This window comes from Nostoc sp. (assembly GCF_036917155.1).
Taxonomy (GTDB): domain Bacteria; phylum Cyanobacteriota; class Cyanobacteriia; order Cyanobacteriales; family Nostocaceae; genus Nostoc.
Genome location: NZ_JBALDZ010000046.1, coordinates 1 through 14,729, shown reverse-complemented (window position 1 = coordinate 14,729; position 14,729 = coordinate 1). Strand labels below are relative to the sequence as shown.

The window sequence follows — 14,729 nt, the reverse complement described above, 5'->3', positions numbered from 1 at the left end:
GGTAAGAAGTTGATTTAGCTTTGTGCTGGGAATGCGATCGCCACTAAATCTTGGAGTAAATATTCCCAAATCCTTACAAGGAAAGCGTTTGCAAAATTATACAACTTTATTTTTTCAAAATTTCTGAGTAGCTAACGATATAATAATGCTTGTAGGCGCTTAAATTGTACAACTTTTTTATACTTCTACATTTGGTTCTGGGGTCATCGGTAGTTAAATACACTTGTCTTACTTATCCTGACTGATTTTCATCCTCTTTGCAAAAAACTGGGATGCTCCCCAAGATCGCCGACTTCTTTAAAGCAGTCAGCGATCTGCGGTTTGCAAATCTCGAAGCTATTTTGATGACAATAGATGTTGACATGTTAGTAGCTTGCTGAGAAAATTGGGTAAAAAATTAACCAGATGATTGACCATAGCGATCGCCTAGCATCTCATAGAGAAGGTAGATTCCAAGGTGTTGGAGGACTTGACCTGTATTACCAAAGCTGGCATCCAGAGAGTAAAATACGGGCAATATTAGCTATTTCGCATGGACTGGGAGCGCACAGCGATCGCTACAATAATGTCATTCAGCATTTGATACCCAAGGAATACGCTGTCTACGCCTTAGATTTGCGTGGTCATGGACGTTCACCAGGTCAGCGAGGCTATATTAGCGCTTGGAGTGAGTTTCGTGAAGACCTGGGAGCATTTTTAGAGTTAATTCAAACTCAGAATCCTGGATGCCCAATTTTTCTCTTGGGTCATAGTTTAGGCGGGGTTATTGTCTTAGATTACATTCTGCGCTATGCCCAACAAGCATCATTATTGCAGGGTGCGATCGCGATCGCGCCAACCTTGGGGAAAGTTGGAGTTTCACCGATTCGGGTACTTTTAGGAAAAATGCTCTCACGGGTATGGCCGCGTTTCACCCTGAATACAGGTATTGACATCAGCGCTGGTTCACGAGATCAACAAGTTTTAGCTGCATTTGCCCAAGATACACTGCGACATACCCGTGCGACAGCTCGCCTAGCTACAGAATTCTTTGCAACAGTTGATTGGATTAATGCTCACGCCGCTGATTGGCAATTACCATTGTTGATTCTCCACGGTGGCGCAGATCGAGTTGCTTTACCAGGGGGAAGCGAAATCTTTTACCAACGAGTAAACTACACAGATAAGCTGAGAATCGAGTATCCAGGAGCCTATCACGAACTTCAGAGTGACATCAATTACTGCGAGGTACTGGCTGATTTAGAAGATTGGTTGGAGGAGCATCTACCATCTGAGGTGGTGCAGTTGAGACGGGGAAGCACTGAGTTAGAGTTTCCTAATTCTTAACTTTCTTGATAGCGCCATAGTTTACAACTGTCGCTTCGATGTGCGAATTGTTGCATTCCTCAGCAACCCTAATACTTCAATAATTACATTAGGATAGATGAAAATACACCGTGAATTTTGGATTTTGGATTTTAGATTGAAGGAATAATCTAAAATCTATAATCTAAAATCCAAAATTGAATGCCCCACGAATTAATCGGGGGAATAATCTAAAATCTAAAATCTAAAATCTAAAATCAAGTGTCCTATGAGGGAATCAAGTAAAAATTTTGAAACCTTACTTACCAAAGAAGCCCCGCCAGTTGTTGAACGTATGGGACTTACCTGGCTAGTTGCCGCAGCGATCGCAACTGCTTTATTGTGGCAAGTACCAGGAGGTGACTATATCTTATACCCATTTACAATTCTGGCAACTTGGTTTCATGAAATGGGTCATGGCTTGATGGCACTGCTATTAGGGGGACAGTTCCAAAAATTAGAGATTTTTAGCAATGGTTCCGGTGTCGCAACTTATGGCATCCGGTCGTTATCGGGGTCAATTGTCCCAGCAATAATCGCCGCCGCAGGCCCAATGGGGCCACCTATTGCCGGCGCAGCGTTGATTCTGGCTTCCCGCAGTTTTACAGCAGCAACCCTCTGTTTAAAAATATTAGGGAGTTTTTTGCTATTTTCGACATTAATTTGGGTGCGTTCCTGGTTCGGATTGGTGGCAATTCCCTTACTGGGTTTAATAATCTTAGGTATTGCCCTGAAAGCACCTCGTTGGGCGCAAGGTTTTGCTATTCAATTTCTGGGTGTGCAAGCTTGTGTAAGTACCTACCATCAACTTGATTATCTATTTAGCAGTTCGGCTGGCCCCCTTGGAATCTCTGATACAGCGCAAATGCAGCGATATTTGCTTTTACCTTACTGGTTTTGGGGCGGGTTAATGGCGATCGCATCTCTGGTGATTTTAATCCAAAGTCTCCGTGTTGCTTATCGTTCTGAGTAAAAGATTGGGACATTGACACTCCCCTAGCCTAAAGGCTAGGGGATTCTACATTCACAGACTCGCCATTAGACGACAGGTTTACACCAATCGCCCAAGAGGGCAAATCTCCTGTAGCGTAAATTCCGGTATGCCCTACCGTACTCAGTCCTAGTCTCAAAATGTTGATGCTGGCGTTCAAATCTCTATCTGCCACATAGCCACTATTTCGAGGGTGGGTTGTGTTTCAACTTTAATCTCAACATCAATTGCAAATTGAGCATAGTATCCGTCAGCACGACGTACTAAACGAACATGCCTGAAAGTACAAGCCTTAATTAACCAGTTACAGTTAACTAGTTTAACTGCTAACCAACAAGCTGAAATTCTAGCAGAACTCCTAGCTGCTGCGGTTCATCTGTATAATCATTGTGACGAAGATTTTCAGACGCTAATTACTGAAGAAATGGAAAATTTGCCTGATGATGAGGATTAAAGAAAAATTCCGAAGTCACAATTCAGGAGTCAGAATTAAGAGTTTTTATCAGTATAATAGCCTGGATGTTGTTAAAAAATTCGCCGCTAATAACTCTTGCCTTCGCGCTTCGATACTCTAAGCATGTCCACCCAACCCACAATTCAAAGCATATACACCGATGGTGCTTGCACCGGTAATCCTGGCCCTGGCGGTTGGGGTGTAGTCGTCTACTTCAGCGATGGCTCAATCCACGAAATAGGCGATGCATCCCCTCATACCACTAATAATAAAATGGAGATGCAGGCTGCGATCGCCGCTCTGCAATTCCTGCAAACGTCTCAACAAGCAGAACCTATCACCCTTCATACCGATAGCGAATACTTGATTAACTGCGTTACCAAGTGGGTGAAAGGCTGGAAAAAGAAAGGCTGGAAAAAGTCAGATGGTAAACCCGTCCAAAACCAAGACCTTTTAGAAATCTTAGATGAACTCAATAGCCAACAGGTAAAATGGCAACATGTTCGGGGACATTCTGGTAACATAGGTAACGAACGTTGTGATGCGATCGCTCGCACCTATGCAAGTGGCAAAACCCCTTCCCTACAACAATTATCTTCCACAGATTTTTATAAATCTTTACCTAGCACAAATGAACTAAATGTAGCAAAAGTAGCTGATTATGAAAAAAACTCTAGAATAATTAACCAAAGTCCGCAAGAAATCAGTACTTCTGCACCAGAAATAACCGTTATGGAACCATCAACAGGGCCAACTGCGGCCGTAACCGATGAAAAACCGCCAGAAATGAGGGTTTCGCAACTCCGCAGCTTGGTCGAAACTCTGCGTATAGCTGACGAAATTTCTGAAAAAGGCTACTTAATCACCAGTTCTGAGTTAGCAGACTTGATGGATGTCCATGCCAGCGCCGTCACCAGTCGTGGAGATCAATGGCGCTGGCGAAACTGGATAGTGTCACGGGTACGCCGTGAAGGAAATCAAATTCTTTGGGAATTAGAACGCGGGGATAAAGTAGGAGGGGAAGAGGAGTAGGGAGTTATGAGTTATGAGTTATGAGTTATGAGTTATGAATTTTTAACTCCTCACTCCTAACTCCTCACTCCTAACTATATTTGCGTCCTCGCCACTCGCGCGGCGTATGGAATGCAGATAAGAAGATTCGCAGTACAGCTAAGGGATCGGCCAAAGGGGAAAGCCAGAACAAGCAGCCACCTTTAGCGCTTGTGCGATCGTAGGAAGGTGCGATCGCTATCAGCATAGCAAAGCGAATTACCACCAGGAATAAATTCAGTCCCAGTAGCAGCAGTGGGGGAGTGGGCAAATGTGAGAGTGGGGGAGGAATCAACAAAAAAGTAAGGACAATTAACAGGGGTAGACCTTGAACAGATGTGAGTAGCCATAAATCTCCCCACAACTGAGAACTAGAAGTCGCATCTTTGAGATCGAGACTCCGCCCCCATTCCTTCCACGTCTCCATTGCCCCTTCATACATTCTTACCTTTAGCACCTTTGCGCCGTCTAAAAAGCCGACCTTATAACCTTGAGCAGCAATATTTCGTGCCAACGTAACATCATCACAAAAAGAACTCTTCGCACTGCTATAACCACCCACAGCCGCTAAAACGGAGCGACGACACAAAAAACATTGCCCATTTGCCATTACCCTTTCTGGCTGCTCTGTATTGATCCCCGCTGGGTCAAATCGGTAAAGCAAAGTCATCAACAAAGCAGGTTGTAGCCAGCACTCCCCAGGATATTTGAGGATGAATTGGGGTGAAAGGGAAACAAGGTCATAGCCTTGTGCTTCGGCTGTCTTCACTAAACCAGCCACTAAACCAGGATGTGGTTGGATATCAGCATCCAGTCCCAGAAACCACTGACTCGCTTCTGAGCTATATAGAAAACCATTATGCAACGCCCAAGGACGCCCCACCCAACCAGAGGGTAAGGGATCATCTGTCATCAGGCGAAAGCGCGGATCTTTCTGCTGTGAGGCTTTTACCAAGTCGGGAGTACCATCACTGGACTTACTGTCTACAACCATAATTTCCCGAACTTCATAGCTTTGCTGACTTAAACCAGCCAACAGAGGGCTAATGCGAAGCGCCTCGTTGAGTGTAGGAACAACTACGCTAACCTTACCCAAAAGCTCAGGTGTAGGCTGTTGGGGTTCTATTGGAGGATGGCGTCTTGGCCCCTTTAATAGGCGCGAAAACAGAATCGCCGTTGCTGGTAATTGGATAAGTAGCAAAAAAAGAGAGATGGCGCTTTCTACTATCAAAGCGTTGTTGTTGGGCATAGGGAATTGGGCATTGGGAATTAATTGGGAATTGGGCATTGGGCATTGGGCATTGGGCATGGGGTATAAGAAAGAGACAGAGGGGAAAAACTTACTGCAACTTCTCCTCTGCTCCCCTGCTCCCTCATTTCCCCAATCCCCAATTCCCAATCCCCAGTCCCCAGTCCCCAATAGACTTATTTCAAGGCAACTTCAACCTTGGCTACTGATACTTCTTTGGTTACTGGTTCAAAAGTAACTTGAGTAGGTGTAGTTGAACTCCTTAACCACAGCACTACGGCAGGAGTTACACCTAGTAATAAACCGAGTAACACAGGGATAGAGAACCCAGCTGCCAAGCTAAGACCGGCGGCGAAGGCAAAGTTAGTTAAATAAACGACTAAGGGTAGATTAAGTTGCGATCGCTCTAATTTAATCGAGGTATTTCTCCACAATAATCCTGCCACACTCATAAACAGGGCGCTAGTACCAAACCAACCTGCATAGTTCTGGTAAGGTGTCCCAAAAAAAGCTCCTGGTTGTTCCCAATACCAGAAGGGCAGAGAAGATTGACTCATAGCTGGCTCAAGGGCAAAATCCCAGCAAGTGAAGAGCAAAGCACCAACAGCTATAGCAGCAATATGGCGTCCCCAACTGGGTTTTTGAGCCACTTTCAAACCAGTTCTAGCAATTAAGTAAGACGACAGCCCAACATAGAACCAAGATAAGGGAATTGTGAAAGGAACTAGCCCCCCAATCTTATAACCCAAGCCACTCAAGTAACTATAATCACCAAATGGAAATCCTGTACTAGTTCCCAGTAGTTCACTCCCCAAGGAGATAAAAATAGCCGGCAACATAAATGCTAGCCAAGTTCCTAATCCCAACGTCCGGTAAGCATAAATAGAGACAGCTATTGTCCCCAAGATGATATCAACTACACCACCGCCAGCCATACTTAATTCTATGGCAGTTTCTCCAACCTGCGATGAGTTTAAAATTATTTCGGCATTAGGTACGACCAGTAGCATCCCTACCAGTCCAAAGGCTTTTGACACGATATGACCAATGAGGCATACGCGTTCAGCAATAACAAGTTGTCTCATGATAATTCCTTAACAAGATGTGACACGCGGCTACTCGGCTGCTAACAGTTTACAAATCTTTAACAACATATTTAACTACTTTGTACCGCAATTATCGACAAACTTGTTTGGCTTTCTTGGGAAGAGCATAACAGCCTATTGATTGAAGCTATAAGAAAATATGATGATAGACTTACCAGTTTAAGACATATAACCAAAATCTACATAATTTCATCTGCAAAAACTTCTGGTTTCTTGTCTCATTGATACCGACATCCTAAAAAACTCCTTTTATACTGGGATATCCTTGAGGAAGGACAGCCATCATAAACTGAGCAAGCCCTCAAGCAAAATCAAGTCTTGAGTTACTACACTTAGTTATTGTTAGTTATCGAATAAAATCTTGACCCTGTACTAGGAATATTAACCCATGTCAATTTTGAAAAGAGTTCCTTGGGTCTCCCTGGCGCTAGTACTGCTTAGTTATAGTACTTTGGGCTGGGTAATATCTGAAACTCGTGCCCCTCTGTTTGTGTGGGTGGTAACTGTAGTTGCTATCTTGCTTTTAATCGTAACGTTGACCGCTCCTTGGCCGAAGATGACATACTACTACAGTATTTTACTTAAATCAAATACCAGGACTTTCGGTGTTGCCGTCTTAGCAGCTTTTTTATTTTTTATCATGATTGCCTGGTTTCGGGTATTTCTTGATACCTTACTCATCATTTCAGCGACTATATTAGTCAGGATAGACTTTCAAAGAGCGGGTCTTAGAGAAGGGTTAGCCTTTTCCACTGCGTCTATCTTTTCATTGGGAGGTTTAGCTTTGGGTGGGCTAATTTATAAGTTAATATATTCCCACATTCCGCTAACGTCATGAAGTCTACCCAAAAAAGCTAGCGATACCTGCTGTGGGCTGTGCCAACGATTCAGAATCAGTATGATAAAACTTTAAACAAAATATACTCTAACATAGTCAGGTATTACTTATCCACAACTGACTTTTTCCCTCAGATTCCCAACTTTTTTAATCAGTCGGGAATCTTGTTCTTCAAAATGCAGGCTGTTCAAACAGCAGTAGAGAGATGAAGAAATCCATGATAAAAATTGACACCCAGCTAGTAACAACTGCTTTTGTAGCAGATTCTCCTACTTCCTTTGCACCCCCTCTAGTAGTTAAACCCCAACTACAGCCAATGACGGCAACCAGCACTCCAAAAACAAACCCTTTTAGCAAAATAATAAACAAATCTGACGGTTCTAAAAAATCTCTGATTGATTCTAAAAATGTTTCGGGAATAATTTGGTAAAACTGTGAAGCGGCAAAAATTCCGCCGATGATGCCCATAACTAAAGCCAAAATCGTCATCAAAGGCACCATCAAACAACAGGCAATTACTCTCGGAAGTACTAGATAATCAATTGGATCAGTTTTGAGCATATAAAGTGCATCAATTTGCTCGGTGACTCTCATTGCACCTATTTCTGCTGCAAAAGCAGAACCTACTTGTCCTGCCATAATACTAGCGGTCAAAATTGGAGCTAATTCTCTACAAAAAGCTAAGGCAAAAGCGCCTCCCACTGCATTGACAGCCCCAAATCTCACTAATTCCCTCGCCGTCTGAATAGTAAAAATCATTCCTGCAAAACCGCTGACAAGAAGAACTGGAGAGATAGAACCTGGTCCAGCAGTCACGAGATGTTGCAGAATCTTGCGATAGTATGTTTTTCCTTGGAGTAAATGTAGCCACACCTGACCAAAGAGCAGTATTGCTGCAAAACAGCGTGTAATCCAAGATTGCTCAAAATTTCTTTTTGGTTGCAATTTGATCGTCCTTACGACTGACTTTTTTTGCACATTCTGTTATTTCAACTCTCCAAAATAAGACTACAGATACAGGTGGCCGAAACCTAGCCAGATGTAATCTGACTTTCTCAATTACGTAGTAGATGCACAAAGTACAACTTCCCGCAGGATATTACGAATTGGTATTAGGGTATGGTACATGAACAGACGCACTAGATGTCTACCCTCAAAGTAAAGGAGGTGTTTGAGCATGGTTCGATTTAGCTTAGTTAACTTGATCAAAAAATATAATTTATGGTACGATTAGACTTTTATCTAGTGCTTTCCATACTTTTAGTGCTAGGTAGCTGAAATCTCTGGTCTGTCAAACTAGGAAAAGTAATTTACTCAAAGAGTTTAAAAATTAAATAATAGTATTTCCAAATAATGTTAAATAACTTTTTATGGACAGGATTAGATACATAATATTTTTGTGTTGCTATTAATACTGCCTTTCTCCGTGGTACATCCGGCTTTTGCAGATGTATGCCGCAATTACGATGTCTACGATGGGCTACAGCTACATCACCAGATTTGCATTCTCAATATCAGCCGAAGCGCCAAAAATTATTGGGAATACAAGTCAGCTATTAGTGTAGATGGAGTAAAAAGACCTACCGAGGTTTACAATTATCGTGAACGATTCAAGGTTCAAGAAGGTGGAACTGTTTTGCCCTTTGAGCAAAAAGGCCCTGGTGAGATGATATGTAGCTTTTTTAATTCTTCTTGGCGGTAAACACGCGCCAGATAATGAAGACGGTGAAACCTAGATAGGCGAATACTGTTAGCCATTCTTGCCAGCTACCAAATGCATTGTTCATCAGCAAAAGCCGGAAAATCAATATTTTTCAATCCTACATGTTGATGCGACCAGTCGGTTGCTGTATTTTGGGAGATAAAACAAGGGTAGTCAAAAATTCTTAGCTAATTTTCCGGAATCGATCGCAACTGGGTGGTAGTACATATCAGAGCATCGATATTATACTGAACTTCTATAACAAACCTTCGGGGAATATAACCCCATTGTTTCCGCCAAAAACCCGGTCATGAAGACCGGGTTTTTGATTCATTAGACATTCAGCAACACCCCTAGAGCGCCAGTCCAGTAGAAGTACTTGACCTAAAATACAAGATATGTATGTTGTTAAAATCGTGAATTTTAGTGTTCCGTTTTTATGCTGTCGCTAAAAAACAGACCCAAATGTTTCACCTTAAATGGGCGTTTTGTCTTAATCCACATATTTGAGTTTTTGTCAATATATATTAGTGGACTGGCGCTCTAGTATATTAATGGCGTTTTCAAAGTTTGCGTTTAATTCTGGATGATAGCTAGCTTCTAGTCTATTCAGTTGGCTTTCATATAATTTTTTAGTCAGAAACCAATCTGTATCCAATGCGCGGTTTTTTCAGTATGTGTCCAATAAAACAGTTTTCCAGAAACCTTTAAGAGATTTTATCGGTCTGGTTCTTCAAATTCTGCAAAAATCAACCAATGTCATCTTCTGCTCAAGGTATTCCCGGATTACCTGATTTGACGCATCCGATTGAGCTTGTCCAATTTGGAACCCATGCGCTCAAAGCTTCATTGTTATTAGTATTTTTGATTGTAGCTTTAGGAGTTGCGATCGCTGGGTTCCTGATTCTCTATCTTATCTTCTCAGCACTAACTGAAATGGGGACTAAATTGCCTTGGAAGAAATAAGTATAGATAGATAAAAATGGGTAAATAAATTTGTTTTTGTCTGACTGATTAGGCTCTTCCATTAGTTCACTTGTCTCAATCAAGTTTGTATTGTATGTAGTTATCGAAACAGAATTCAGGAGTCAGGAGCCAGAATGGGCTAAACGCCCCGCTATCCATGTACAGAATGAATTTTGTGCGACTGGTGGATAGCGTAGCTAAGCCTTTGTCTTCTCCCTTGGCGTTAGCCTCTCCCAATGTGATTCGGGGAGACGCTAAGAGCGAACGAGCGTCGTGTCAAGATTGCTGACTCCTGAATTCAGAATAGCTGAATTCTTCTTCAACAGCATTAATTTCAAATTTATGTAAGTAGGCAAAAGTATTCGTCGAGACATTGGTTTAAAGGACAGAGACGAAATGAGTCAAGCCGATTCATCACCAAAGCTTCAGTCGTGAGAGTTTAAAACGATATTCTTTTTGTCAAATCGGATAAGTCTTAGCTTTATGACAGTTGCGTAGCAAAGAAAAGCAATCGCAAACTCTATACTTTGCGATTGCTTCTCTTCATTACGGTCGCAATGACTGTAAATATTTATATTCACCTAACTTAGCGATCCCGATCCTCGTGATGCCTCTCATGCCTCTCACGCCATTCACGTCTCTCATGTTCTCGACGCCGCCATTCACGACGCTCACGTTCTTCACGTTCTCTACGTATAAATGCTAACCTCGCTTGTTCTCGTTCCCGCCACTCATGTCGGTCATTGTTTCCAAAAATTACTTCTACTTGAGCAGATGCACGCTCTGCTAAAACACTTGAAGTTAGCAAAATGCCTAACAAACAAGATGAGAGAATTCTTTTCATGGTCATAAAGATACCTTTGATTGAACCAGAAATCTATAGTTTTAGACTGCTTTCCTTCACAAAAGGTTCATTTTTCGGTAAGTAAAAAACCGTAGCAGTATGGTGTAAGTAGACAAGAGGCATCTCGTAGAAAGGGTCAAGATGGCTCCCGAATTTATTCAGAATAGCTGAATTCTTCTTCAATTAGCGATGAAGCAAGCTAAGAATTTTACAAGGAATTGCGTAAGCCGTAACGCACCAAAAGCTTGAGATGGTGCGTGCGTTACGCTTCGCTAACACACCCTACGTCCTACGTATATTTCAAAAATCAAATACTAGTCCTATATCAGCCTAGTGATCAAAGTGTATTGTATGATTAGGCTGACTTCACCTCACACTCTGGATAGTTAAGACTAAACCTGCTGGTATCTGAACCAATTGGAATGTTAAGAATTTTAACGATACTGACGTGGCATTTTGAACTGAGAAAATAGCGATCGCTACTCCACTATAATTATGTTGCATTGCCACATATTGCAACACAACTTTTTCGAGACGATGAGCAAAGAAAATATTACGTTTCGGATAGATAGCGATCGCAATAGTTGGGCTGTCTGTTCAATCCACAAATTAAAATCTGCTTTATAAGTTGCGCTCATAGCCTTTATCGATCAGCCGCATAGCTTAGGCAAGCCAAAATATCCTCTTGTGTCAAATAAGGAAAGTCATCAAGCACTTCCTCGTAGGTCATCCCAGAGGCAAGATAAGTTGAAGAAGAATTCAGCTATTCTGAATTCAGGAGTCAGCAATCTTGACACGACGCTCGTTCGCTCTTAGCGTCTCCCCGAATCACATTGGGAGAGGCTAACGCCAAGGGAGAAGACAAAGGCTTAGCTACGCTATCCGCTTTTTCGTTCAGAATTCATTCTGAATTCTGACTCCTGACTCCTGAATTCTGTTCGATAAAACATCGTATACAGTAATTCGCATTCCTCGAATACAAGGCTTACCACCTCGTTTTCCTGGTTCGGTTGTAATAATGTTTTGGTACTGCACAGCTATCAAACCTCAAAAATCTTCATCATCAACAAAAAATTCGGCATCCTCTTCCAATCGAGAATTACCCTGCCCAATACCAGCAAGTCCCCACAGAGGTTGCAGCAGTGCCATGCCAATTAACCCAACAACGGCACTAAAAGCTAGCACTAAACCCATTGGTATCTGAATCGATTGGAATGTTAAGAATTTTAACGATACGGGTGTGGCATTTTGGACTGAAATAATTGCGATCGCGATTACCCAAACCGCTACAACTAGAGATGTCAAAAAAGGAGCGAAAGTTTTCATAGTTTGATTGAAGTTAGGAGTTAGGAGTTAGGAGTTAGGAGTTAGGAGTTAGGAGTTAGGAGTTAGGAGTTAGGAGTTTGGAGTTTGGAGTTAGGAGTTAGGAGTTTGGAGTTAGGAGTTAGGAGTTTGGAGTTTGGAGTTTGGAGTTTGGAGTTTGGAGTTTGGAGTTAGGAGTTAGGAGTTTGGAGTTTGGAGTTTGGAGTTTAGAGTTTAGAGTTTGGAGTTAGAAGTGAGGAGTTAGAAGTTTGGAGTTTAGAGTTTGGAGTTAGAAGTTAAGAATTGTTAATTTACAACTCTTAACTCCTAACTCATAACTCCTAACTTTTAATTTTTATGCCTCTAGTTTAGCAATGGCACTCTCTAACTCTTGGGCGATTTGGGTGAGTTTTTCGGGAGTGTTAGTTTCAAGGTAGACGCGCACCAGTGGTTCTGTACCAGAAGGACGCAGTAAAATCCAGCTACCTTCTTCTAAATAGAGTTTAATACCGTCTTTACGCCCCACTTCCTTGACTTTAATTCCTGCTACCTCTGTAGGTGGATTTTTGGTAAAAGAGTCAATGACGGCGGTTTTATGCGCTTCTGTGAGATGCAAGTCTAGGCGGTTGTTGTAAAGTGGCCCATCGGCTTCGGCGATCACTTCTTTGACAAGTTGACTTAAGGGTTTGCCTTCATAGGCGATCGCTTCTGCCACCAGCATATCTGCTAATATCCCGTCTTTTTCGGGAATATGCCCAATAATACTCAAACCGCCTGATTCTTCTCCACCGATTAATACAGCAGTTTCGCGCATTTTTTCGCCGATATATTTAAAACCAACTGGGGTTTCGTAAATTTGCAGCCCATTTTTAGCAGCGAAATTATCCAACAGGTGGGTTGTAGCGACGGTGCGGACTATAGCGCCAGTTTTATCTTTGTTTCTAATTAAATGACGTGCTAAAACTAACAGCACAGTATTCGGAGTGAGGACAGTTCCTTGTTCATCAACGATACCAAAGCGATCGCTATCTCCATCCGTCGCCAAACCCAAATCAGCGCGATCGCGAACTACTGCTTCTGCTAACTCAACTAATTGTTCTCCTTTGGGTTCTGGCATTCCGCCCCCAAATAAGACATCCCTCCAATCGTGAAAACTTTCTAACTGAACACTACTATGTTGTAAAACTTCATCTAAATAGCCGCGAGAGGTAGAATACAAAGCATCATACTTTACCTTTAAATTAGCGCTTTTAATCTTTTCTATATCAAGTAAAGTGTAGATAAATTGTAGGTAATTAGGTTTCGGATCGAAAATTGAAATTGAACCTGACGGGTTGCTCCCAGGCAACTCATCCAATGCACTTTTTATATTTGCCACAATAGTATCAGTAATCTCTGGAGTGGCAGGCCCAGCATAATCGGGTATATATTTAATTCCACAGTAGCATGCTGGATTATGGCTAGCAGTAAACATTAACGCCCCTGCGGAATTTAAGTAACGGGCGTTGTAAGCAATTACTGGTGTGGGGCAATCCCGATCGGTAATTTTTACATTCCAACCCAAGTCTGCTAGTACTTGGGCCGCTGTTTGGGCAAACTGGTCAGCTAAAAAGCGAGTATCGTAGGCAATAAGTACTGGTCTATCTTTTGTGTAGGCTGTTGCTAAGTAAGTGGCAATTGCCCTTGTTACTTTCCGTACATTGGGAAATGTAAAGTCATCGGCAATAATCCCTCGCCATCCATCAGTACCAAATTTTATCTTGCTGGACATTTTTGCCACTTGCTCCCGTACATATCAGTACTATAAAAGCTTCCCGCAAAGCGTGGGTGGCAGCAAGTATCCACCGAAGTTCTTTTCTAAGCAAGCCTTAGCTTAAACTTCTCCCCACCGTATTTTCTCTCACTGTTTCTGAGAAATGTCAACCCCCGATCGACCTTTTGCCAGTTATCACCTTTGGTCTCTAGTTGCCCCAGCGACCGGGCAAGAACGCTGGCATTGCCAGATGAGACGGGGGTTTATCAAAGCACGGCAACACGAACCACAAGTCAAAGCGCTGTTAGCACAAGCCACCGCACCCCAGCGGATTGGCATACTTGCCCAAAAAGGCATTTATGAGTTTCATCATCACAGGCATCTGTTGAAGCAAGCAGATGGTGTAGAAAGAGTTGCACAGCTACTAAAATTAGCCCACTCAAGCGTTCAAGTCCAGCAACGCGTGCTGCAAATTTTGCAAAAATATCATGATGCACCGTTGCTTTTAAATAAAGATATTATCCAATTAACTCCGGGTGATGAAGGCTTTCCCAAACCGATAGTAGTTGAACAAGAAGATTATTGCTTTCGCTTATACGCGGCTATGGACTGCGTTTTTATTGAGTCTGATAGCACGTTACATATTTTGGATTTCAAAACTGGTAAGTCGGCTTTTGACAAACGACAGGCATTAGTTTACTTGCTAGCGGCTCGTTATCTTTACCCTGGACGACAAGCTGTTGCATCATTTTATAATTTAGAAATATGTAAAAAGTCTGAGTTAATTAGCATTAATAATAGTGAATTAGAATCCTTAAAATTTGAGTTAGCGAACATTGCCCACAAGCATCAGCACGATTTGCAAAAATATCAGGAAGAAACTAGTAATTTCAGTAAAATCTTCCCTCCTAATCCTGGTTCTCACTGCCGTTTTTGCCCATTTAATTCCATCTGTGAATTTGCCGATTTTAAGCAGCATCAATCATATCCATTGCCCAGTTTAAGAATTAATAGTTAATTAGTTTACCAAGCCCTTTCGGGGCGGGAACAGGGAACTCTTAACAGGGAACAGAAAAAAAATTAGCCCCGAATACAGGGTTTAAAGCCCCTAAATTTATTTATGAAAAGAG

General features: G+C 42.1%; 14 protein-coding genes and 2 pseudogenes. 7 read left to right on the top strand and 9 right to left on the bottom strand.

Annotated features, from left to right (window positions below):
* The first annotated feature begins 405 nt into the window (after positions 1 to 405).
* Both V7K67_RS07140 and V7K67_RS07135 read left to right on the top strand, forming a co-directional pair.
* Complete coding sequence (locus V7K67_RS07140) at positions 406 to 1,326, top strand: alpha/beta hydrolase (protein WP_334731844.1); 921 nt, start codon at positions 406 to 408, stop codon at positions 1,324 to 1,326.
* A 247-nt stretch (positions 1,327 to 1,573) separates the two neighbouring features.
* Entirely contained in the window at positions 1,574 to 2,317 is a 744-nt protein-coding gene (locus V7K67_RS07135) for a M50 family metallopeptidase (protein WP_334731845.1), read from the top strand.
* 28 nt (positions 2,318 to 2,345) lie between these two features.
* On the opposite strand, the pseudogene V7K67_RS07130 reads toward V7K67_RS07135, so the two are convergent.
* Positions 2,346 to 2,516: pseudogene (locus V7K67_RS07130) on the bottom strand (RNA-guided endonuclease TnpB family protein); the annotation flags it as partial.
* A gap of 396 nt (positions 2,517 to 2,912) precedes the next feature.
* On the opposite strand from V7K67_RS07130, the gene rnhA reads away from it, so the two are divergent.
* A complete protein-coding gene (gene rnhA, locus V7K67_RS07125) occupies positions 2,913 to 3,821 on the top strand; it encodes a ribonuclease HI (RefSeq protein WP_334731846.1) in 909 nt (302 codons plus the stop codon).
* 70 nt (positions 3,822 to 3,891) lie between these two features.
* On the opposite strand, the gene cruG is transcribed toward rnhA, so the two are convergent.
* Both cruG and cruF read right to left on the bottom strand, forming a co-directional pair.
* Complete coding sequence (gene cruG / locus V7K67_RS07120) at positions 3,892 to 5,088, bottom strand: 2'-O-glycosyltransferase CruG (protein WP_334731851.1); 1,197 nt, start codon at positions 5,086 to 5,088, stop codon at positions 3,892 to 3,894.
* Between the two features lie 176 nt (positions 5,089 to 5,264).
* Positions 5,265 to 6,173: a gamma-carotene 1'-hydroxylase CruF gene (cruF, locus tag V7K67_RS07115; RefSeq protein WP_334731847.1), complete on the bottom strand. Its 909-nt coding sequence runs from the start codon at positions 6,171 to 6,173 to the stop codon at positions 5,265 to 5,267.
* A 409-nt stretch (positions 6,174 to 6,582) separates the two neighbouring features.
* Between cruF and V7K67_RS07110 the strand changes: the two genes are divergently transcribed.
* Positions 6,583 to 7,032 carry a hypothetical protein gene (locus V7K67_RS07110; RefSeq protein ID WP_334731848.1) on the top strand — a complete coding sequence of 150 codons (450 nt, stop codon included), beginning with the start codon at positions 6,583 to 6,585 and terminating at the stop codon, positions 7,030 to 7,032.
* A gap of 171 nt (positions 7,033 to 7,203) precedes the next feature.
* On the opposite strand, the gene V7K67_RS07105 is transcribed toward V7K67_RS07110, so the two are convergent.
* The gene (locus V7K67_RS07105) at positions 7,204 to 7,977 is read right to left on the bottom strand and encodes an MlaE family ABC transporter permease (protein WP_334711659.1); all 774 of its coding nucleotides are present in this window, start codon (positions 7,975 to 7,977) and stop codon (positions 7,204 to 7,206) included.
* Between the two features lie 454 nt (positions 7,978 to 8,431).
* Here V7K67_RS07105 and V7K67_RS07100 point away from each other — a divergent pair, with 454 nt between their 5' ends.
* Entirely contained in the window at positions 8,432 to 8,734 is a 303-nt protein-coding gene (locus V7K67_RS07100; protein ID WP_335165801.1) for a hypothetical protein, read from the top strand.
* A gap of 756 nt (positions 8,735 to 9,490) precedes the next feature.
* Complete coding sequence (locus tag V7K67_RS07095) at positions 9,491 to 9,700, top strand: hypothetical protein (RefSeq protein WP_335165814.1); 210 nt, start codon at positions 9,491 to 9,493, stop codon at positions 9,698 to 9,700.
* 586 nt (positions 9,701 to 10,286) lie between these two features.
* On the opposite strand, the gene V7K67_RS07090 is transcribed toward V7K67_RS07095, so the two are convergent.
* From V7K67_RS07090 to V7K67_RS07070, 5 genes and pseudogenes are all read right to left on the bottom strand, one after another.
* Entirely contained in the window at positions 10,287 to 10,550 is a 264-nt protein-coding gene (locus V7K67_RS07090; RefSeq protein ID WP_334711656.1) for a hypothetical protein, read from the bottom strand.
* A gap of 637 nt (positions 10,551 to 11,187) precedes the next feature.
* Positions 11,188 to 11,307, bottom strand: coding sequence for a DUF433 domain-containing protein (locus V7K67_RS07085; RefSeq protein ID WP_442943780.1), 120 nt, complete (start codon positions 11,305 to 11,307; stop codon positions 11,188 to 11,190).
* A gap of 179 nt (positions 11,308 to 11,486) precedes the next feature.
* Positions 11,487 to 11,579, bottom strand: a pseudogene (locus V7K67_RS07080) (DUF433 domain-containing protein); the annotation flags it as partial.
* 12 nt (positions 11,580 to 11,591) lie between these two features.
* Positions 11,592 to 11,870: a LapA family protein gene (locus tag V7K67_RS07075; RefSeq protein ID WP_292868786.1), complete on the bottom strand. Its 279-nt coding sequence runs from the start codon at positions 11,868 to 11,870 to the stop codon at positions 11,592 to 11,594.
* A 331-nt stretch (positions 11,871 to 12,201) separates the two neighbouring features.
* Positions 12,202 to 13,617, bottom strand: coding sequence for a phosphoglucomutase/phosphomannomutase family protein (locus V7K67_RS07070; protein WP_335165799.1), 1,416 nt, complete (start codon positions 13,615 to 13,617; stop codon positions 12,202 to 12,204).
* Between the two features lie 145 nt (positions 13,618 to 13,762).
* On the opposite strand from V7K67_RS07070, the gene V7K67_RS07065 reads away from it, so the two are divergent.
* Positions 13,763 to 14,617, top strand: coding sequence for a PD-(D/E)XK nuclease family protein (locus tag V7K67_RS07065; protein ID WP_334732309.1), 855 nt, complete (start codon positions 13,763 to 13,765; stop codon positions 14,615 to 14,617).
* The last annotated feature ends 112 nt before the right edge of the window (positions 14,618 to 14,729 follow it).